The 19,579-nt window shown below is 39.6% G+C and carries 18 protein-coding genes; 15 read left to right on the top strand and 3 right to left on the bottom strand.

The features are described 5' to 3' along the window. Positions 1–8: 8 nt before the first annotated feature. Positions 9–3,473, top strand: a complete 3,465-nt coding sequence (gene metH, locus OF158_RS02550) for a methionine synthase (protein WP_035182589.1) — start codon at positions 9–11, stop codon at positions 3,471–3,473. 726 nt (positions 3,474–4,199) lie between these two features. Here metH and OF158_RS02555 read toward each other — a convergent pair. Together OF158_RS02555 and OF158_RS02560 are read right to left on the bottom strand one after the other, a co-directional pair. After that, positions 4,200–4,385, bottom strand: coding sequence for a CsbD family protein (locus tag OF158_RS02555; protein WP_017550938.1), 186 nt, complete (start codon positions 4,383–4,385; stop codon positions 4,200–4,202). 489 nt (positions 4,386–4,874) lie between these two features. Continuing rightward, positions 4,875–5,351, bottom strand: a complete 477-nt coding sequence (locus OF158_RS02560) for a competence protein ComK (RefSeq protein ID WP_014096247.1) — start codon at positions 5,349–5,351, stop codon at positions 4,875–4,877. A gap of 289 nt (positions 5,352–5,640) precedes the next feature. Here OF158_RS02560 and OF158_RS02565 point away from each other — a divergent pair, with 289 nt between their 5' ends. Then, positions 5,641–6,234 carry a sigma-70 family RNA polymerase sigma factor gene (locus OF158_RS02565; RefSeq protein WP_014096246.1) on the top strand — a complete coding sequence of 198 codons (594 nt, stop codon included), beginning with the start codon at positions 5,641–5,643 and terminating at the stop codon, positions 6,232–6,234. A 7-nt stretch (positions 6,235–6,241) separates the two neighbouring features. Here OF158_RS02565 and OF158_RS02570 read toward each other — a convergent pair whose 3' ends face one another. Continuing rightward, positions 6,242–7,054, bottom strand: a complete 813-nt coding sequence (locus tag OF158_RS02570) for a hypothetical protein (protein WP_035182585.1) — start codon at positions 7,052–7,054, stop codon at positions 6,242–6,244. Between the two features lie 293 nt (positions 7,055–7,347). Between OF158_RS02570 and OF158_RS02575 the strand changes: the two genes are divergently transcribed. From OF158_RS02575 to OF158_RS02635, 13 genes are all read left to right on the top strand, one after another. Next, positions 7,348–8,085: a YveK family protein gene (locus OF158_RS02575; protein ID WP_035182584.1), complete on the top strand. Its 738-nt coding sequence runs from the start codon at positions 7,348–7,350 to the stop codon at positions 8,083–8,085. Then, positions 8,075–8,770, top strand: a complete 696-nt coding sequence (locus OF158_RS02580; RefSeq protein WP_302469435.1) for a CpsD/CapB family tyrosine-protein kinase — start codon at positions 8,075–8,077, stop codon at positions 8,768–8,770. Before OF158_RS02575 ends, OF158_RS02580 begins: the two co-directional genes overlap by 11 nt. Positions 8,771–8,895: 125 nt before the next feature. Beyond that, positions 8,896–9,660 carry a tyrosine-protein phosphatase gene (locus tag OF158_RS02585; protein ID WP_035182581.1) on the top strand — a complete coding sequence of 255 codons (765 nt, stop codon included), beginning with the start codon at positions 8,896–8,898 and terminating at the stop codon, positions 9,658–9,660. A gap of 334 nt (positions 9,661–9,994) precedes the next feature. Next, a complete protein-coding gene (gene galU / locus OF158_RS02590) occupies positions 9,995–10,882 on the top strand; it encodes a UTP--glucose-1-phosphate uridylyltransferase GalU (RefSeq protein WP_035182579.1) in 888 nt (295 codons plus the stop codon). A gap of 11 nt (positions 10,883–10,893) precedes the next feature. Next, the gene (locus OF158_RS02595; protein ID WP_035182578.1) at positions 10,894–11,571 is read left to right on the top strand and encodes a sugar transferase; all 678 of its coding nucleotides are present in this window, start codon (positions 10,894–10,896) and stop codon (positions 11,569–11,571) included. A gap of 34 nt (positions 11,572–11,605) precedes the next feature. Further along, complete coding sequence (locus OF158_RS02600) at positions 11,606–12,868, top strand: lipopolysaccharide biosynthesis protein (RefSeq protein WP_035182576.1); 1,263 nt, start codon at positions 11,606–11,608, stop codon at positions 12,866–12,868. Continuing rightward, positions 12,865–13,392, top strand: a complete 528-nt coding sequence (locus OF158_RS02605) for an acyltransferase (RefSeq protein ID WP_035182574.1) — start codon at positions 12,865–12,867, stop codon at positions 13,390–13,392. Before OF158_RS02600 ends, OF158_RS02605 begins: the two co-directional genes overlap by 4 nt. A gap of 31 nt (positions 13,393–13,423) precedes the next feature. Further along, a complete protein-coding gene (locus OF158_RS02610) occupies positions 13,424–14,653 on the top strand; it encodes an O-antigen ligase family protein (protein ID WP_035182573.1) in 1,230 nt (409 codons plus the stop codon). A 25-nt stretch (positions 14,654–14,678) separates the two neighbouring features. Further along, positions 14,679–15,137: a PssD/Cps14F family polysaccharide biosynthesis glycosyltransferase gene (pssD, locus tag OF158_RS02615; protein ID WP_035182571.1), complete on the top strand. Its 459-nt coding sequence runs from the start codon at positions 14,679–14,681 to the stop codon at positions 15,135–15,137. Next, complete coding sequence (locus tag OF158_RS02620; protein ID WP_043052520.1) at positions 15,134–15,610, top strand: glycosyltransferase; 477 nt, start codon at positions 15,134–15,136, stop codon at positions 15,608–15,610. Before pssD ends, OF158_RS02620 begins: the two co-directional genes overlap by 4 nt. A 19-nt stretch (positions 15,611–15,629) precedes the next feature. Next, positions 15,630–16,643, top strand: coding sequence for a glycosyltransferase (locus OF158_RS02625; protein ID WP_035182570.1), 1,014 nt, complete (start codon positions 15,630–15,632; stop codon positions 16,641–16,643). A gap of 46 nt (positions 16,644–16,689) precedes the next feature. Continuing rightward, positions 16,690–18,066 carry a sugar phosphate nucleotidyltransferase gene (locus OF158_RS02630; protein ID WP_035182568.1) on the top strand — a complete coding sequence of 459 codons (1,377 nt, stop codon included), beginning with the start codon at positions 16,690–16,692 and terminating at the stop codon, positions 18,064–18,066. Between the two features lie 29 nt (positions 18,067–18,095). After that, the gene (locus OF158_RS02635; RefSeq protein ID WP_035182566.1) at positions 18,096–19,433 is read left to right on the top strand and encodes a UDP-glucose dehydrogenase family protein; all 1,338 of its coding nucleotides are present in this window, start codon (positions 18,096–18,098) and stop codon (positions 19,431–19,433) included. Positions 19,434–19,579: the final 146 nt, after the last annotated feature.

Here is a 19,579-nt window from a genome sequence, read left to right on the forward strand (position 1 = left end):
AATTTTTCATGGGGCAAACGTTATTTGAACAGCAGCTTGCAAACCGCATTCTCATCCTTGACGGGGCGATGGGGACGATGATCCAGCAGCAACACCTTACCGCGGCAGATTTTGGCGGCGAAGCATACGAAGGCTGCAATGAACACTTGAATCTCACAGCACCCGATGTCATCCGCTCGATTCATGAAGCATATCTCGAAGCGGGGGCTGACATCATCGAAACGAACACATTTGGCGCAACGTCCATCGTCCTTAACGAGTACGGCCTCGGGCATCTCGCTGAAAAAATCAACATCGAAGCCGCGCGCATCGCCAAGCAGGCTGCCAAAAAATTTTCCACACCCGAGCGGCCGCGGTTTGTCGCCGGTTCGATGGGCCCGACAACAAAGACGCTCTCCGTCACGGGCGGCACTACTTTTGACGCGCTCAAAACCGCTTACCAGGAACAGGCTTGCGGGCTCATAAAAGGCGGCGTCGACGTGCTCCTTCTCGAAACATCGCAGGACTTGCTGAACGTCAAAGCCGCTTTTCTTGGCATTACGGACGCATTTAACGAAACCGGAAAAAAACTGCCGCTTCTCATCTCCGGCACCATTGAACCGATGGGCACAACGCTTGCCGGCCAGAACATCGAAGCATTTTACATTTCCGTCGAGCATATGCAGCCGGCCGCAGTCGGGCTTAACTGCGCGACCGGCCCGGAGTTCATGGCCGACTCGATCCGCACACTCGCGGGGCTCGCCAAAACGGCAGTGAGCTGTTACCCGAACGCCGGGCTTCCCGACGAAGAAGGGCATTACCACGAAACACCGGAATCGCTCGCTGTCAAAATGAAAGGCTTCGCCGAAAAAGGCTGGCTCAACATCGCAGGCGGCTGCTGCGGCACAACACCTGCCCATATCAAAGCACTGAATGAAGCACTTGCCGGGCTCCCGCCGCGCCAGCCTGCAAAACAAGAGCACCACGCCGTCTCCGGCATCGAACCCTTTATTTACGATGACCCGTCCACCCGCCCGATTTTTGTCGGCGAACGCACAAACGTCATCGGTTCGCGCAAGTTCCGGCGCCTGATCGCGGAAGGCAAATGGGAAGAAGCGAGCGAAATTGCCCGTACCCAGGTCAAAAACGGCGCACAGATCATCGACATCTGCCTCGCCGACCCGGATCGCGATGAAATCAGTGACATGGAAAATTTTATTTCGATCGCCGTAAAAAAAGTGAAAGTGCCATTTATGATCGATTCCACGGACGAAAACGTAATCGAAAAAGCTTTTACATACTGCCAGGGAAAAAGCATTGTCAATTCCATTAACCTTGAAAACGGGACGGAACGGTTTGAAAAAGTCGTGCCGCTCCTCAAAAAATACGGGGGTGCCGTTGTCGTCGGCACGATCGATGAAGAAGGGATGGCTGTCACTGCCGAACGGAAACTTGAGATAGCGCGCCGCTCTTATGACCTGCTCGTCGATATGTACGGGCTCAACCCGCGTGATCTTATTTTTGACCCGCTCGTGTTCCCGGCCGGCACTGGCGACAAGCAGTATTTTGGCGCAGCAAAAGAAACAGTCGAAGGCATCCGCCTCATCAAAGAAGCGATGCCGGAATGCCAGACGATCCTCGGCGTCAGCAATGTTTCATTCGGGCTGCCACCTGCCGGGCGTGAAGTGCTAAACTCAGTGTTTCTCTACCACTGTACGAAAGCCGGGCTGGATTACGCCATCGTGAACACAGAAAAACTCGAACGCTTTGCGTCCATCCCGGAAGAGAACGTGAAAATGGCCGAAAAACTGTTGTTTGAAACGAGTGACGAAGCCCTTGCCGCGTTCACCGAATATTACCGCGGCAAGGTGCAGGAGAAAAAAGCGCCAAAGCGCACGATGACGCTTGCCGAACGGCTTGCGAATTACGTTGTCGAAGGGACGAAAGAAGGCCTCATCCCGGATCTTGAACAGGCTTTGAAGGAATACCCGGATCCGCTCGCCATTATCAACGGCCCGCTTATGGACGGGATGGCGGAAGTCGGCCGCCTGTTTAACGACAACCAGCTCATCGTCGCAGAAGTCTTGCAGAGTGCGGAAGTGATGAAAGCATCCGTCGCATTCCTTGAGCCTTTTATGGAAAAAAATGAAACAAGCACAAAAGGGAAAGTGCTGCTCGCAACCGTGAAAGGCGACGTCCATGATATCGGCAAAAATCTGGTCGACATCATTTTGTCAAATAATGGCTATAAAGTGGTCGACCTTGGCATCAAAGTGGCGCCGGCTGATCTTATCCACGCCGTCCGTAAAGAGAAACCGGATGTAATCGGGCTATCCGGCCTCCTTGTCAAATCCGCCCAGCAAATGGTCGTCACTGCCCAGGATTTGCGGGAAGCGGGCATCCGTCAGCCGATACTGGTCGGCGGTGCAGCCCTGTCGCGGAAATTCACGGTAAATAAAATCGCTCCGCAATATGAAGGGCTTGTGCTGTATGCAAAAGACGCAATGGAGGGCCTCACGCTTGCGAACAAATTGCAGGATGAATCGGAACGAAGCTCGCTCGAAACGGAACTTGCCAACCAGCGCAGCGGCGGGACAAGGGTGGCGGCCGTGAATGCCGGCGGAGCACCGGTTGCGACTTTACCGCGCCGTTCTTCGGTATCCCCGGATGCGCTCGTTTACCAGCCGGCGGATTTGAAGCGGCATGTGCTGCGCAATTATCCGCTTGCCCATATCGAGCCCTACGTGAACATGCAAATGCTCCTCGGCCACCATTTAGGATTGAAAGGCCGCGTCGAAAAGCTGCTTGCGGAGGGAGACGAACGCGCCCTCAAGTTGAAACAGCAGGTGGATGAACTGCGCGAATGGGTGATGAAAGAAAAATTGCTTCAGCCATCCGCTGTATACCAATTTTTCCCTGCCCAATCGGATGGTAATGATTTGATTCTTTACGAACCGGCTGGAGAGCCTGGTACATTAGATCCGAAATCTTTATCCGTCCTAGAGCGATTTACGTTCCCGCGCCAGGCAAAGCCGCCGTATTTGTGCCTTGCCGATTATGTCCGGAGCGTGGACAGTGGGGTCGTAGATTACGTCTGCATGTTCGCGGTCGTTGCCGGCAAAAACATCCGCCATCATGCACGCTATTTGAAAGAAGCGGGCGAATATTTCAAAAGTCATGCTCTCCAGGCGCTTGCCCTCGAAACGGCAGAAGGTTTCGCCGAGCGACTGCATGAACTGATACGCGGCCAATGGGGCTTCCCGGACCCGGCTGATTTCACAATGCAGCAACGCTTTGCCGCCAAATACCAGGGCCAGCGCTACTCTTTCGGCTACCCGGCCTGCCCGAACCTCGAAGACCAGGCCAAACTGTTTAAATTGTTGCAACCGCAAAAAATCGGCCTCCACTTGACCGAAGGCTACATGATGGAACCCGAAGCCGCCGTCACCGCGCTTGTATTCTCCCATCCTGAGGCAAGATATTTTGCGGTATAACTCCCGAAGCGGGCCCTGGCCCGCTTCGGTTTTTTAAACCATTTACGACTTTTTCAGAGTCCAGTGCCATGTTGCTTTTTACAAAAAACCAAATGATTCGACAAAATCTGCGCTAACCCGATTTTTCTGTTCCGCCCTCAATGTTCCACGGGAAACATTCCACTGAAAACTGTGCATGTTGAACAGGATTTTCTGAACAAATTCCACTTGCCAGCAAGCCCTTCTTCGATATGATAGAAGAATAGACGTACGAACATGCTTGACCCGCTTTCTTTCTATATAAAATAACGCCATGCTTTCACCTACCACGTTCCCTGTGGCATTGAACGTCTACGCTAAATCAACGCCGGCTGAATAAAACCTGTACATCTCAAATTCGGCCAGTGCTGTCATCATCCTTGCATAACTTAACATTCCCAATGGCTGCGAATATTGACGTTTTTGGTGGCATGACAAGATGACAAGATACGATTCATCTCGACAAAACCAGCAATATTTCCACGGAAATACCCATATAAAAAAGCCCGAATACCGAAATCCGGGCTTTACATCCATCTATCTAAAAATGTGCGGCGACTGCGGCTAATTTTCATTCTTCCACTCATGCCGTATCCTTTACGGCATGAGTGGAAAATCCGCATTGAGCCGTTTCGTTCTTTTCTGTTCTTAGCCAATGAAAGTCCAAAAGCTCCATTGCTTTCTAGCAACTTACCAAATGCAAATGGCTTACTTACGGGAGAGGCGGTCTTTTGCACTACCGACCGAGTCCTGGGCCTCGCCTTTCAATTTGTCCATTTTGCCTTCAGCTTGTTTTTCCGCATCGCCGGTGATTTCACCCCACGTATCTTTTGCTTCGCCTTTCAATTTGTTCCCTTTTCCTTTGAGCTTGTCCTTCGTGGAGTCTTGATCCATTTTCATTCCTCCCATTCATATTGTTCATCTTTCCTATTCCCTGATCACAGGCCGATAAACGAAAAATGCAAAAGAAATAAATGGACAGGCTAGTTATCCGACCGGCGCAGATCATTTGCGCAAAATTTGACCTATCACGTCCAAAAGCAAAAAAATAAAGGGCCAAAACCAAATCAAATAGGGGCACCGCCACAACCAAAAATACACCTATTACAACAGGAGAAAGAGATAGAGTTCAATATAAAAAGATTGCAACAAGGCGATATCCATTTGCAAAAAGCAGGCAACAGAGCTGTGATATTTTGTGGAGCGTGGGTAATCGGTGGGGAAAGGGAGCGCATGCGCATCATCTCCGTCCAGCTTCAAAACTGGAATGAAGGAAACGCATGCGTACATAAGTTGGATGGTGTTGCAGAGTGGATGTGCGTTCGGCGTAACGCCCAATTTCAACGATTGCACGCCCGTTCTCAAAGCACCTGAAAACAGCCCCTAGATCATTTTCTTCCATGGTATGTATTTGCCGAGGCCATGGTAATAGCTGGCACAAATAATCGTGCGGCTGAATTGTTTCTGAAATGTATGCACGGAGCAGTTCAGTTTCAGCTGCTGCTGATTGGAAAAAGTAACATAAAGGCCGTCCGCCGTGGCATCAAAGTCTATTATGTTTGCCAGGAAAATGAACTGGCAGTCATACGATCTCGGGGATTTTGTCGGTGTTGCAATCAAACCATCCCCCACCACAATCGGTGCCTTATTAAAGTTAAAAATTTGTTTTGTTCCCTTGAGAACGCCTTCAAAATCGCACATCCGGTAATGGATGCAAGCGTCCCGTAATAATTCAAGCTTGCTCTTCCGTGAGCGAAAAACGCCGTCCTGATCATAAATGACTGTTTGATATTCCGGATCAAATGCGGTATCCAGCGCCATCGTTTCTTTCCTGATTAGGTAGTCAATTTTTTCTGTCACAAAAAATACCCCCTCATGTTAATTTGTGCTTTCCCTCCCGCTTCACTTTCAGGGGCAGAATTGCCAGGGGTGCCATGTCTTGCTGCCATCAAAGTATCCTTCCCCAAAAGAAGAGGGATATCATTGATTTTTATAGTCCTATTATACTATAAATTTCTAAAAAATAAAGCATGAATTTACAATTTTGTTATTATTTTTAATCCATGTAAATCTTGGCCAAAATTTCACGTTTTACCTTAAAAAATATCAAATTTTCCCGCGGAAAACAGGATGTTTTGGAAACCAAAAAATGACGATCGCCGGTTCGCCCTCTTCCTTTGAACCTGTTATTTTACAATCAACCCGGGAATTCAAGGAAAGCGCGCTTTCCAAAAGGGGAAGCAAAGTGGAAAATTTTGAAGAAGTGCTCAGGCAATACCGGCCGATGATTTTTCATATGATCCGCAAACTCCGCATTTACAAAAACATCGATGAGTTCGAACAGATCGGTATGATTGCGCTGTGGGAAGCGTATCAGAACAGGCAGGACGACAAAGGGTCATTCACAAGTTATGCGTACAACACGATCCGCGGGAAAATGCTGACCGAACTCACGAAAAGGCGGAGGGAGGAAGAAATGTTTGCATTTCCGAAAGAGGGGTTTTGGAATGTTGAAGTGGACGAGTCGCTTCGTCCCCCGCTTGAGCTTGAAACATTGCTGTCGTATTGCGACGGCCTTACGGAAAAAGAGAAAAAATGGGTAGTGGCTACTTTTTATGAACAATTGAAACAAGGTGAAATCGCATTTCGCGAAGGCAAATCCGTCGAGGCGGTAAAAAAATGGCGGAGACAAGCCCTTGAGAAAATCAGAAAGAATATGGAACAAAAAGAGAGGAAGCGTTGATGCTTCCTCACTCTGCGATGAAAAACTTGCGCAAGTAGTCATACCATGCTTTTGTGCCCTTGTTGCTTGGGGCGGTTTGTTCGCCATTTTGAAAGGTGACATACGATTTGAATGCGTCACTGTCCGGGTCCGGCCAGTTTTTCCAATGATCCAGGTATGTGTAACCTTCTTTTTTTGCGTACGACGCAAGCTCTTTCACCTGTGCCGGATAATTCGCTGCCTTGTAGAGCGGGTATGACGGCTGAATCATCAGCACGGCATCATCCCAGGCAGCAGCGGCCGTTTTGATATCATCAAGCTGATTGTCCATCGCCACAGCTCCGTTGTTGATTAAAATAAACGGCTCAAACAAAATGAGATCCGGTTTGAAATGGGCGACGTCTTTATACTTGCCTTCACGGATAAACTCGTCGGAATTTAAATGATAGGCAAAGAGGGAAACCGACACATAGCTGCCGTACGCATCTTGCAATGCCTGTTTCAACTGCGGCCCCCAGCCATGCGTATTCGCCCCCATCGCATCCGAACCGACAATCGCAATTTTGTAGGCCCGCTCCTTGGAAAGTGCTGTTTTAAAATCCGCGCGGGCTTTTTTCGGCCAGTTTTTCGTGTAAGCCACTAGGGAAGTCTCCGGCTGGTCCGCTTTGTTTACCGACCGCTTTTTCCCCGTGGCCGGTTCTGCCTTTGCCTTTTCCGCTTTTACTGCTACAGAATCCGGCTTGAACCGGCTTGGATCCGTTTTATACCCCCAGTACAGATGCCCAACTACCAATACGGCAATGACGACAACAGCCGACAAAATCGCCGTGAATATTTTCATACATCATACCTCCGCTCATCATCACTTATGAAACGCCCGTGCAAACCTATAAAAAATTATGACAAAAAAAGACAAATTACACAACCAAAATTGAAAGAAAATCCGCCAAAGGTAAATACAGGAAGATTATCTAACCGGTTTCTTTCTGCAAAATATTGTGGTTTAATACAAAGTGTAACAAATTGTTTAAATTTATTTCAGTTTCCCGCAAATTTCGGGATGATCTATGATATAATGTATGATAGTTTTCTATCTATTTCGCATTTGTGCTGCAAATTTTAGGGGAGGAACTTATGGAAGACACAATTAGTTTAAAAGAATTGGTGCAGGTGCTGCGCAAACGGCTTTCCATGATCGCGCTGATTACACTGGGGGCGATGATTGTGACGGCCATTGTGACCTACTTTGTGATGACGCCTGTCTATGAATCTTCGACACAAATCCTTGTCAATAAAGCAAGCGATGACCAATCGATGTATACCACGAATGCCGTACAGACAAACGTTCAGCTGGTCAATACATATAATGTGATTATTAAGAGCCCGTCAATCTTAGATAAAGTGATTGACGAACTGAAACTCAACATGACAACAGACGAACTGAACGATAAAATTGAAGTCAGTACAGAGCAAAATTCACAAGTCTTTACCTTGACAGTAAAAGATACAAACCCGTATATGGCTGCAAAAATTGCCAATAAAATCGGGGGAGTGTTCAAAAAAGAAGTCAAAAACATTATGAAAGTCGACAATGTGACTGTTATTTCGAAAGCACAAGTGCCTACGGGACCTGTTAGCCCGAAACCATTCCTGAATATTGCGATTGCACTTGTTGTCGGCCTGATGGTGGGTGTTGGGATTGCCTTTCTGCTTGAATACCTCGACAACACGATTAAAGATGAGCAGGATATTGAACAAATGTTGGAATTGCCTGTCCTTGGCGTGATTGGGCAGATTGACGATCAAGAACTGAATGGTTTGAACCGCGCAGGAAAAAAAACAAAAAGAAAGGTTGAGACGGTTGGCGCCTAAAAAAACAAAGCTGTTGAACACGAGAAGAAAATTAATCGCAAAGCTAAATCCAATGTCACCGATTTCCGAACAGTTCCGGACAATCCGTACAAATATCAGTTTTTCTTCCGTTGACAATGACCTGCAGCTTCTAATGGTTACCTCAAGCGGGCCTGGAGAAGGAAAATCGACGATTGTCGGCAACCTGGCAGTCGTCTTTGCCCAGCAGGGGAAAAGGGTCCTCCTTGTTGACGCCGATTTGCGTCGCCCGACCGTTCATTATACGTTCGGCATGACCAATACGTTTGGGCTGACAACGGTTTTGACCAAGCAGGGGACATTGCTGGAGACTGTTTCAAAATGTGATGTGGAAAATCTGCATCTCCTGCCGAGCGGCCCAATTCCGCCAAACCCGGCAGAACTGTTAAGCTCACGGGCAATGAAGGAATTTTTAAAAGAAGCAAAAGAACAGTACGACATTATTTTACTGGATACCCCGCCGGTTTTGGCTGTGACCGATGCGCAGGTGCTGACCAACCAGTGTGATGGCACGATTCTTGTCGTCTCAAGCGGGAAAGCGGAAGTGGAAGCTGTCAAAAAGGCAAAAGAATTGCTGGAATCTGCCAATACCAATCTGCTTGGCGTTGTCCTGAACAACAAGAAAACCCAAAACACGCATTATTATTACTATTACGGAAAAGATTGACACTATTTGCACGTAAGTTTTCCAATAACTATTGAAAAATGGTAAAAATGCACTATAATTTTGTATAGGGTTTGATTCTAATTGAAACAAAATTTCACTTCTTGACAGGTTTGGAGGGGTTCGGGATGATGGATATTCATTGCCATATTTTACCAGGCATTGACGACGGTGCGCAAACGATATACGACAGCCTTGATATGGCAAAACAAGCCGTCTCCCAGGGGATCAAGCAGATTATTGCTACCCCTCATCATATGAATGGAAAATATGAAAACCGCAAAACTGGAATCATTCAAAAAGTAAATGAGTTAAATAAAAGATTGAAAGAAGAACAGATTGATCTGGAGATTCTGCCAGGACAGGAAAACCGGATTTATGGCGAAATTTTGGAAGACTATGAAAAAGGAGAAATTCAAACGCTGGCCGGCACTTCTTACCTCTTTATCGAGTTTCCATCAGGGCATGTGCCGCGCTATGCGGAAACCCTTTTATACGAGATACAAGTGAAGGGCCTGGTGCCGATTATCGTGCATCCGGAAAGGAACGCGGAGCTGATTCAGCATCCGGATCGGTTGTATGAAATGGTGAATAATGGTGTGGCAACACAAATTACAGCCGCAAGCTTAACGGGTGCTTTCGGGAAAAAGATTAAAAAATTCACCGAACAGCTGATAGAAGCGAATCTCACCCATTTTCTTGCATCAGACGCCCATAATGTAAAAACACGTGCTTTTAAAATGGATGAAGCAGCGGACGAAATCGAAAAGAAATACGGTGCAGATATGCTCTATTTCTTTACAGAGAACGCCGAACTGCTTGCAGGCGGCCAATCCATATACAGAGAAATTCCGCAGCCAGTAAGACAAAAGAAACTGTTTGGTTTGTTTTAACTGACTTTCTTTTTAAGTATTTTGGGAAAAGCATCAAGGGTATATGAATGGAACTATGGGGCTGCTCCGCTGTTTTTAGCAAACAGTTTTATCCAATGTTGCTTGATTTTGGAACAGCTATTTCGGGGATGTCTCTCACCCGTTATCGTGCGAGGCACTCGGCCATGCTGTGGGTGTGTGTGCACCTTAGACGCCTGTCGTCAAGAGTATGGTGTGAGGGCGGGTTAGATGCCCGACATTTACTTTTATACCCGAATGCTGGAAGAACAAACATCGATTGTTTTTATCGTACTGCGCAAATCTTAAAAATAAATTAAAATAAGGGGGAATTTACGTGAAAAAAGTGAGAAAGGCGATCATCCCGGCAGCCGGCCTCGGAACACGGTTTTTGCCTGCAACAAAAGCGATGCCGAAAGAAATGTTACCAATTGTGGACAAGCCTACGATCCAATACATAGTCGAAGAAGCCGTTGAATCCGGCATCGAAGACATCATCATTGTAACCGGAAAAGGAAAACGCGCGATCGAAGACCATTTCGACAACGCCTGGGAACTCGAACAGAACCTTGCTGAAAAAGGAAAATTCGACCTCTTAGATAAAGTCCGCTATTCTTCAAATTTGGCCAATATCCACTATATCCGACAGAAAGAACCACTCGGTTTAGGGCATGCCGTTTGGTGTGCACGTAACTTTATCGGTGACGAACCATTTGCAGTTCTTCTTGGCGATGACATCGTCCAAAACGACCCGCCATGCTTAAAACAACTCATTGATCAATATGAAGAAACACGTTCATCTGTAATAGGGGTACAAGAAGTACCGGAAAATGAAACACATCGTTATGGTGTAATTGCTCCCGCTTCTCAAGAAGGTAGAAGATATCAAGTAGAAACATTCGTGGAAAAACCAGCGCCGGGGACAGCACCATCCAATCTTGCGATTATTGGACGGTACTTACTTACTCCAGAAATTTTTATGTTCCTTGATAAACAAGAAAAAGGCGCAGGCGGAGAAATACAATTAACAGATGCAATTCAACAATTGAATCAAATTCAGCGTGTGTTTGCTTATCAATTTGAGGGAAAAAGATATGATGTTGGAGAAAAATTAGGATTTATTCAAACAACTATTGAGTTTGCATTACAAGATCCATCCATAGATCAATCAGTTATCAATTTTATGGATGAACTTTTAAAAAGTTTAAAAACAGAATCTAAATAGGGGAGATAGAATTGTCGGAATCAAGCTTTTTGTCTAAGTCAGTTGTTAGACAAAATCCTCAGGTCCTTGTTTTAAAAGAAAAAAAGTCTTATTTATTAGCAAAAAGAACAACAGATATTATTGGGTCAATATTAGGATTAGTATGTTTTTCTTGGCTATTTTTGATTGTGGCTGTTCTAATAAAACTAGAGGATCCAAAGGGACCAGTTTTTTTTAAGCAAGTACGGACTGGAAAGAATGGAAAAGAGTTCTATATGTATAAATTTCGTTCAATGGTGATGAATGCAGAAGAAAAGTTAAAGGATCTGCTTGAACTTAACGAAGTTTCTGGTGCAATGTTTAAAATGAAAGAGGATCCTCGTGTTACAAAAATTGGTAGATTTATTAGAAAAACAAGTATTGATGAATTGCCACAGCTTTGGAACGTATTAATGGGCGATATGAGTCTTGTTGGTCCTAGACCACCCTTGCCAAGAGAAGTTAAGGAGTATACTGAATATGACTTACAACGTCTACTCGTTACCCCAGGATGTACAGGGTTATGGCAAGTTAGTGGTAGAAATAGTTTAAACTTTAGTCAAATGGTTGAACTGGATTTGTATTATATTAGAGAGAGGTCATTTTTATTTGACTTAATAATTATCTTTAAAACTTTCAAAATAATTATTTCTCCTAATAGTGCTTATTAAGAGATTAATTATTAATAGATATTGGAGTTATTAAATGAGATCAAAATTCTATAACGTAGCATGGATAATTTATGGCCAGGGTGGACGGTTGATTTTTCAAACTGCATATTTCTTTTTGTTGGCTATTATTATGAATCCAAAGCAGTATGGCATATATGTGGCAATAACTTCGCTTATCGTTATCTTAGGACCCTTTTGTGGTGTAGGATTTAATAGTTTAATTGTTAAAATTATTGCTACTGATGTTAAAGAGTTCAGAAATGTTTTTGGAAATACAATTAAAATAACCATATACAGTTACTTTATACTTTTGTTAGTTGGAGAATTAATAATATTTTTATTGTATAGGAATCAGATATTAGTAAATATGCTATTTCTAATTTTAAGTCTAGCGGATTTGTTATTCTTAAAATTAAATGAAATGTCTGCTCAGATATTTATTGCTAAAAATAGGGTAAATGTTTCAGCTAATATACAGAATTTTATAAGTTTGACCCGATTTATGTCTGTTGTGATCTTTTATTTTCTTCATGATAATAGTTCAAATGATATATTAATATGGTCAATGCTATATTTGCTAATTTCTTTACTATATACAATATTGGTATTCATTTATACGCTAACAAAAAATGATTTACCTAATATGAATAGCAAAATTACCTTTAACAATATTAAAGAAGGGATTTTCTTTTCTATAGGTTTATCTTCTCAAGGAATTTATAACGATATAGATAAAACAATATTAGGTAAATACGATAGTTTCCAGCAGACTGGTTATTATGGATTTGCGTATAAAATGTTGGATGTAATATTTATTCCGATTAAAGCAATACTATCATTGACATTTCCAAAGTTCTTCAAAATTGGTAAAAACGAAGGAATAAAAGGTACATATAAATTTGCAAAAAGAATACTTTTTCCTTTAATTATATATTGTATTATTGCTAGTATTGCCTCATTATTATTAGCTCCTACAATATTAGCTCGATTTAATAATGGGGAGTACGAGGAGAGTCTATATTATTTTAATATCCTTTTAATTATTGTCTTTTTAAGATGCGTGCATTACGTTCTATCTGATTCTCTTACAGGAGCTGGGCTTCAAAAGGAAAGAAGTATAGTACAATTAACAATTGCGGCTATTAATACAATATTAAATTTTATACTTATAAGTTACTATAAAGTATATGGAGCAATTATAGTTAGCATATTTTCAGATGCATTAATGGCAATTAGTATTATTTGTATAGTGAGATTTAAGATTACTAAAAGACAGAATAGGAATGAAAATTTATGAAGCTATTCAAAGATTTTTATTTGGCGGTGTTCAATTTTTTAATACCGCATATACCTAATCAATTTATACGTGTTTTTTTGTATAAGTCATTAGGTATGAAAATTGGTGTAAAATGTACTTTCCTACGTCCCATTTTTTTCTATAATCCTTTTAATATTACAATAGGGAATCACTGTGCTATTAATGATAATGTAGTCTTAGATGGAAGAGGTGGGCTTGTAATTAATGATAATGTAAATATATCACCATATGTAAAAATATATACTGCTGAGCATGACTTAAATAGTCCTGATTTTAAGTATGTAGAAGGAGAAGTTATTATAGAGGAGTATGTTTGGATAAGTACAAATGCTATGGTTATGCCGGGAGTTAAAATAGGAGAGGGGGCAGTTGTAGCAGCAGGAGCCGTAGTTACAAAAAATGTTGATCCTTATACAATAGTTGGTGGAATTCCGGCTAAGAAGATAGGTGAGAGAAAAAGAAATTTAGCATATAATCCGAATTTTAAGAAATATTTCCATTGAATTAATTTATTTTGTTTAAAGGCGGCTAAAGATGATTTATTTATATTATATTTTTATTATTTTAGTAGGTGCTATTTCATGGAAACCATTAATACCTGAGCATGGGGGATTAGTACTTACCAGTGTAAAAGCTTGTCTTTTAGTCATTACAATTATCCTAATATTAATTAGAGGAATAAAAGTAAATTTCATAATGATATATAGTATATTCGGTATGTGTGTTTTGACTCTATTCCTAATCCTACAAATAGCAAGGAAAGATAGTGTTGAATATGCAAATACTGGCGATATTTTAAGATCTTACTCTGCATATCTTCTTTTGTTATTATCAATGTTAGTAAGACTAAAAAAAGAGGAATTGCTGAATATTCTGAAAATTATCCAAGTAATGCCTAGTATTAGTGTAATTGTGGGTCTTATATTTTCAATTACAACTAGTTGGAGTTTTATTAAATTTGAATTTACTGGTGTGCCACGTTTACAAGGAAGTAATCCACCTGCTCATTTAGCAGAAATATGTTTTGTTGCTATTATAACATCACTGGCAATATTAGATTTTTATCATATTAATAAAGTTATTCTTGATAGAGGGAAAAGGGCAAAGCTATATATATTTCTTTTTATTAATTCTCTAATTATTTTATTAACATTTACCAGAATAGAAATATTGGGAGTTATTATTATTTTTATTTTTTTCTTAATTCGAAAATTATATTATGCCTTTTTAAAGGATAATTTTTCATATTTATTAGTATCAATACTTTCACTTGGAATAATTCCACTTTTATTTTGTCTTAAAATATTTATACAGCTATTAATAAAAAGATCTACAAATAACTCAGGAGGATTTAATACTTCCGGTAGAGCTGCAGCGTGGAAATACTTTATGGAGAAAGCAAATGAACATCGTTTTTTTGGAAGAGGAATGGGTGCAAGTGAGTCATTATATCCATATAATCCTTATCAAGAATTTGTGGCTCCGCATAACGAGTATATAAGATCGTTTTTAGAGGTAGGGGTGGTAGGATTAATAATTATGTTTATTTTCTTTCTTGTTTATATTAAATGGATTCTAAAGCAGTCCTTTAAAAAGAATGTTATAAGTAATATATTTGTAATTTGTACAATTATTTCAATTAGTATAGTTTCGTACTATGATAACTTGTTTGTAACTGTACATTTTAGTATACCATTTATACTAGCAAATCTATGTTTTATTAATTATGTTCGATTGAAATGCCATTTTGAAGATTCAGATTAACAAACGGTAAAAATTGGAGGAGAAGATGAGAAAAATTGCACTAATTAGTTCAACAGGGGGACATTGGACTCAGCTTTCAATATTATTTAATGAGTTACAAAATACTAAAACTGAACTGCAGATTGTTACAGAGAAAAATAAATCAAATATACTAAATGATAATTTATTATTTTTACATCAACAAGATAGAAAGAACAAGTATTTTCTAGCAATTTTTATTTTAAATATTATAAAGTCTCTTTATTATGTAATAAAATTCAGACCGAACTATGTTATATCAACTGGCGCAGGTGTTGTAATTCCTTATCTTGTATTTTCTAAGATATTTGGAGCAAAAATAATTTTTATTGAGAGCTATGCTAAAATTAATAGTCCTACTATGACTGGTAAGATAGTTTATAAGTTTGCAGATGAATTTTTTGTACAATGGCCAGATATGCTAAAATTTTATCCAAAAGCTTATTATAAGGGGAGTTTATATTGATATTAATCACATTGGGTACTCAAAGATTTCAAATGGATAGAGTTGTGGATGAAATAGACTTCTTAATAGAAAATAAGAAATTGAAAGCTAGTGAAGTAGTTTTACAGTACGGCTATAGTAGGAAATCAAAATATGCTACAAATTATAAGTTGATAGATGAAGCTTTATTTGATGAATTACTAAACAAAGCTGAATTTGTAATATGCCACGGTGGAACATCTTCAATCATTAAGGCCTTAAAAGCTTCAAAAAAAGTTATTGCTGTACCACGTATGTCTAAATTTAAAGAGCATGTAGATGATCATCAGATAGAAATAGTTCAAGTTCTTTATGAGAAAGGTTACATTGAGAAGGTTGAAAATATTAATGAATTGGGCAGTATTATTCAATTATTAAGGAATAAAGATTATGTTAAATACGAATCTAGAGGTCAACTAGCAAAGTATATTGTTTCACATGTTTTAAATATTTAATAGATTTGAGGATGGATTAATGAAAAACGTTTTTATAGTATGGACGAAATATCAAGCAAGAGTTGAAAACCTACTAGTGGATCTAAAAAAAAATTTAGGGGATTTTGAAATTATATATAGAAATAATCCCCCGGCAAAACCAATAAAAAAATTTTTCTTCTATTTAAGATACATGATAAAGGATTATAAAAAAATTAAGCAAGAATTACCGAAGATTATTTTTGTACAAACACCACCTAGTTATGCATTAATTGTACCTTTGTTAGTAAAAAAATTTAATAAAAAAGTAAAAGTAGTATGTGATTTACATAATGCCATGACAAGAAATCCGTGGTTAAGTAGATTAGGTACACAAAAATTATTATCTTATTGTGATATTATAGTAGTTCACAATAAAGTTGTATACGACAATGTAATAAATAATAAGCTATTTAAAAAAGTAGATCATAATAAAATTATCGTTTTAGAAGATAAAACTCCTTATTTTCAAAAAAATACTACTTATATAGATAAACATGGAATAAATTCAAAACCCCTAATATTTTTCCCAGCTTCTTTTAATATGGATGAGCCAATTCTAGATGTAATAAAATGTGCAAAAAATCTCCCGCACTTTCAGTTTATTATGACGGGCAATCAGAAGAAATTAAAAAGAAATTTTAATGTATTACCAGAAGATTTACCAGAAAATGTTGTTATAACAGGATGGATTGAAAATGATGAATATATTAAATTATTATTTGAATGTGATATATTATTAGGTTTAACCATTTACAATGATATTCAGATGAGTGTTAGTAATGAAGGCCTTGGGGCTGAAAAGGTGATGGTATTATCCGACACTAAAGCTTTAAGAGAAATATACAAGAATGGTGCTCTATATACAAAAAATGATTGGAAATCTATAATGAAGGCCTTAGAATATGCTTATAATAGTAGATTAGATTTAAAAGAAAATATAAAAAAGGTTAAAAGATTAAAGGAAGTTCGTTATGGTGAGCAGTTTAGTAGTTTGGTTAAAAAGCTATTTTAGCTATAAAGTTTAATTTGTAATTTATTATATTTTAAGGATGATAAAAATGAAAATAATTTTACTTTCAGGAGGATCCGGGAAACGCCTTTGGCCACTATCAAATGATGCTCGATCAAAACAATTTTTAAAGGTCTTGGAAAATAAAAATCATAATTTAGAATCAATGGTTCAACGAGTATGGAGTCAGTTGAAACAAACGCGGTTGAATAATTCAACAGTTATTGCGACAAGTAAATCTCAAGTGGAAATGATCCAAAGTCAATTGAATGGAGAAGCAGATCTAATAGTAGAACCGACAAGAAGAGATACATTCCCTGCTATTGCCTTAGCGGTATCATATTTGTATACAAATACAGGAGCACGCTTGGATGAAGTAGTTGGAGTCCTTCCAGTCGACCCTTATGTCGAAACAAGTTTTTTTGATAGGGTCAAGGATTTAGAAATGGCTATTCAGAAAAGTGAATCTGATTTGGCATTAATAGGTGTTAAGCCAACTTATCCATCAGAGAAATATGGATACATTGTACCTGAAGACGATTCGATTGATTCTTCTCAAGTTATCAAAGTTAGCCGTTTTACAGAAAAGCCTAATGAAAATAGAGCTAGAGAGTTATTGAAACAAGGTGCAATGTGGAACTGTGGTGTATTTGCTTTTCGTTTAGGATATCTTATTAATTTACTTGAAGAAAAACATTTGCCAATCCATTACGAAGAGCTATTAAAACAATATGCAAGATTACCAAAAATTAGTTTTGATTATGAAGTAGTAGAAAAAGCTAAAAATATTATTGCATTACAATATAATGGATATTGGAAAGATTTGGGAACATGGAATACTTTAACAGAGGAAATGGGAACTAATAAGATAGGAAATGGTATTATCAGTGAAGATAGTATCAATACTCATTTAATCAATGAAATTGATATTCCAGTAACTATCTTAGGCGTTTCGAATGCTGTTATTGCTGTAAGTCCTGACGGTATTCTTGTTTCAGATAAAGAAAAAAGTCCCAAAATTAAAGAGCTTGTCAGTACGTTTAATGATCGACCGATGTATGAAGAGCGTCGTTGGGGGTGGTACCGTGTGCTGGATCATGTTAAGTATAATGGTACTCAAGAAGTCTTAACAAAAAAAATAGGAATTAAGGCTGGATCCAATTTAAGTTATCAATATCATTTAGCACGTAAGGAGACTTGGACGGTCGTAAAAGGTGAAGGCGTTGTTGCATTAAATGGTAGTTTACAGGTAGTAAAAGCAGGCGATGTTTTACAAGTTGAAATTGGAGACAAACATGCAATAAAAGCCACTACTGAGCTTGAAATGATCGAGGTTCAGTCGGGAACAGAGATATTAGAAGAAGATATTGTTCGTATATTTATGGATTGGGATGAAATTGAGGACTATTGTTATAGTATAAAATAATTCTAAAAAATATTTAGGAGATGTTTAAAATGAAGCACATAACAGTTGCGGGCACAGGTTATGTAGGACTAGTTACAGGGGTTTGCCTAGCAGAGGTTGGTCACCATGTTTCTTGTGTAGATAACAATCAGGATAAAATAGATTTATTGAATAGTGGTAAATCTCCTATTTTTGAACCTGGACTAGATGAATTGATGGTAAAGAATAAAAAAGAAGGAAAGCTATTATTTACAACCGATTATAAAAAAACATATGCCCAATCGGATGTTATTTTTATAGGAGTTGGAACACCTGAAAATGCAGACGGCTCTGCAAATTTAAACTATGTTTATACAGTTGCACAGCAGATCGCTGAATCTGTAGAAAGGGATTGCCTAGTTGTTATTAAGTCCACTGTTCCAATTGGAACAAATGATAAAATAGAAGCTTTTATGAAAGAGCATCTTATAAACAATGTTCAGATTGAAGTAGCTTCAAATCCTGAATTCCTTGCCCAGGGTACTGCAGTTCGGGATACTTTACATGCCTCTAGAATTGTAATAGGCGTCGAAAGTGAAAATGCAAAACAAATTCTAACAAGTATCTACGAACCTTTTAAACAACCGATTGTGGCAATGAATCGCCGAAGCGCAGAGATGGTAAAATATGCTTCGAATGACTTCTTGGCTTTGAAAATTTCCTTTGTCAATGATATTGCAAACCTATGTGAAAAGGTTGGTGCGAACATTGAAGATGTCACAAATGGGATGAGCTACGATGAAAGAATTGGCAACCGATTTTTAAATCCGGGGATTGGTTACGGTGGCTCTTGCTTCCCGAAAGATACAAAAGCGTTACACTGGCTTGCGGAAGAAGAAGGATATATTTTAAGAACCGTGAAAGCAGCCATTGATGTGAATGAAAAACAAAAATATGCACTCATCAAAAAAGCACGCAATGATTTTCCAACTTTTAACGAAAAAAAGGTTGCGGTATTGGGGCTCACCTTTAAACCCGGAACGGATGATTTACGTGAAGCACCGTCCATTCCGAACATCCGCTTGCTGCTAAATGAAGGGGCGCGTATACAGGCATTCGATCCGGTTGGGATAGAAAACTATAAGAAACTGTTTCCTGATCAGATTGCTTATAAACACTCTATTGAAGAGGCTTTGGAAGATGCTGATCTTTGCTTTATCTTTACTGAATGGCCGGAAATCAAAGAAATGGATCTGGATTTGTTTAAGAAACAGATGAAGACTCCGCATATCTATGATGGCCGGAACTGCTTTAGTCTGTGTGAAATTGAAAATAAAGGGATTAATTACCATTCAATTGGCCGCCCGAGTGTCGTTGAATTCAGCGTACTCGATGAAGTTCAGGCGTGAAATTAAAACGGAGCACCTCAAATCAGGGTGCTCTTTTTTTCTGCATTTATTCTATAATTTGTCAAATTTTTTTCGGAAAATAGCGGGAAGGGTTGATAAAATAAAAGAGAAAACAATGATACGCATGTTTTTTAAAAAATGAAAGC

Source organism: Weizmannia sp. WK01 (genome assembly GCF_025905465.1).
GTDB classification, from domain to species: Bacteria; Bacillota; Bacilli; order Bacillales; family Bacillaceae_C; genus Weizmannia; species Weizmannia faecalis.

Coding starts and splice junctions, on each gene's coding strand:
- metH (WP_035182589.1), top strand. CDS start 9: ATGGGGCAAACGTTATTTGAACAGCAGCTTGCAAACCGCATTCTCATC.
- OF158_RS02555 (WP_017550938.1), bottom strand. CDS start 4,385: ATGGATCAAGACTCCACGAAGGACAAGCTCAAAGGAAAAGGGAACAAA.
- OF158_RS02565 (WP_014096246.1), top strand. CDS start 5,641: ATGACGATCGCCGGTTCGCCCTCTTCCTTTGAACCTGTTATTTTACAA.
- OF158_RS02570 (WP_035182585.1), bottom strand. CDS start 7,054: ATGAAAATATTCACGGCGATTTTGTCGGCTGTTGTCGTCATTGCCGTA.
- OF158_RS02575 (WP_035182584.1), top strand. CDS start 7,348: ATGGAAGACACAATTAGTTTAAAAGAATTGGTGCAGGTGCTGCGCAAA.
- OF158_RS02585 (WP_035182581.1), top strand. CDS start 8,896: ATGATGGATATTCATTGCCATATTTTACCAGGCATTGACGACGGTGCG.
- OF158_RS02600 (WP_035182576.1), top strand. CDS start 11,606: ATGAGATCAAAATTCTATAACGTAGCATGGATAATTTATGGCCAGGGT.
- OF158_RS02605 (WP_035182574.1), top strand. CDS start 12,865: ATGAAGCTATTCAAAGATTTTTATTTGGCGGTGTTCAATTTTTTAATA.
- OF158_RS02610 (WP_035182573.1), top strand. CDS start 13,424: ATGATTTATTTATATTATATTTTTATTATTTTAGTAGGTGCTATTTCA.
- pssD (WP_035182571.1), top strand. CDS start 14,679: ATGAGAAAAATTGCACTAATTAGTTCAACAGGGGGACATTGGACTCAG.
- OF158_RS02625 (WP_035182570.1), top strand. CDS start 15,630: ATGAAAAACGTTTTTATAGTATGGACGAAATATCAAGCAAGAGTTGAA.
- OF158_RS02630 (WP_035182568.1), top strand. CDS start 16,690: ATGAAAATAATTTTACTTTCAGGAGGATCCGGGAAACGCCTTTGGCCA.
- OF158_RS02635 (WP_035182566.1), top strand. CDS start 18,096: ATGAAGCACATAACAGTTGCGGGCACAGGTTATGTAGGACTAGTTACA.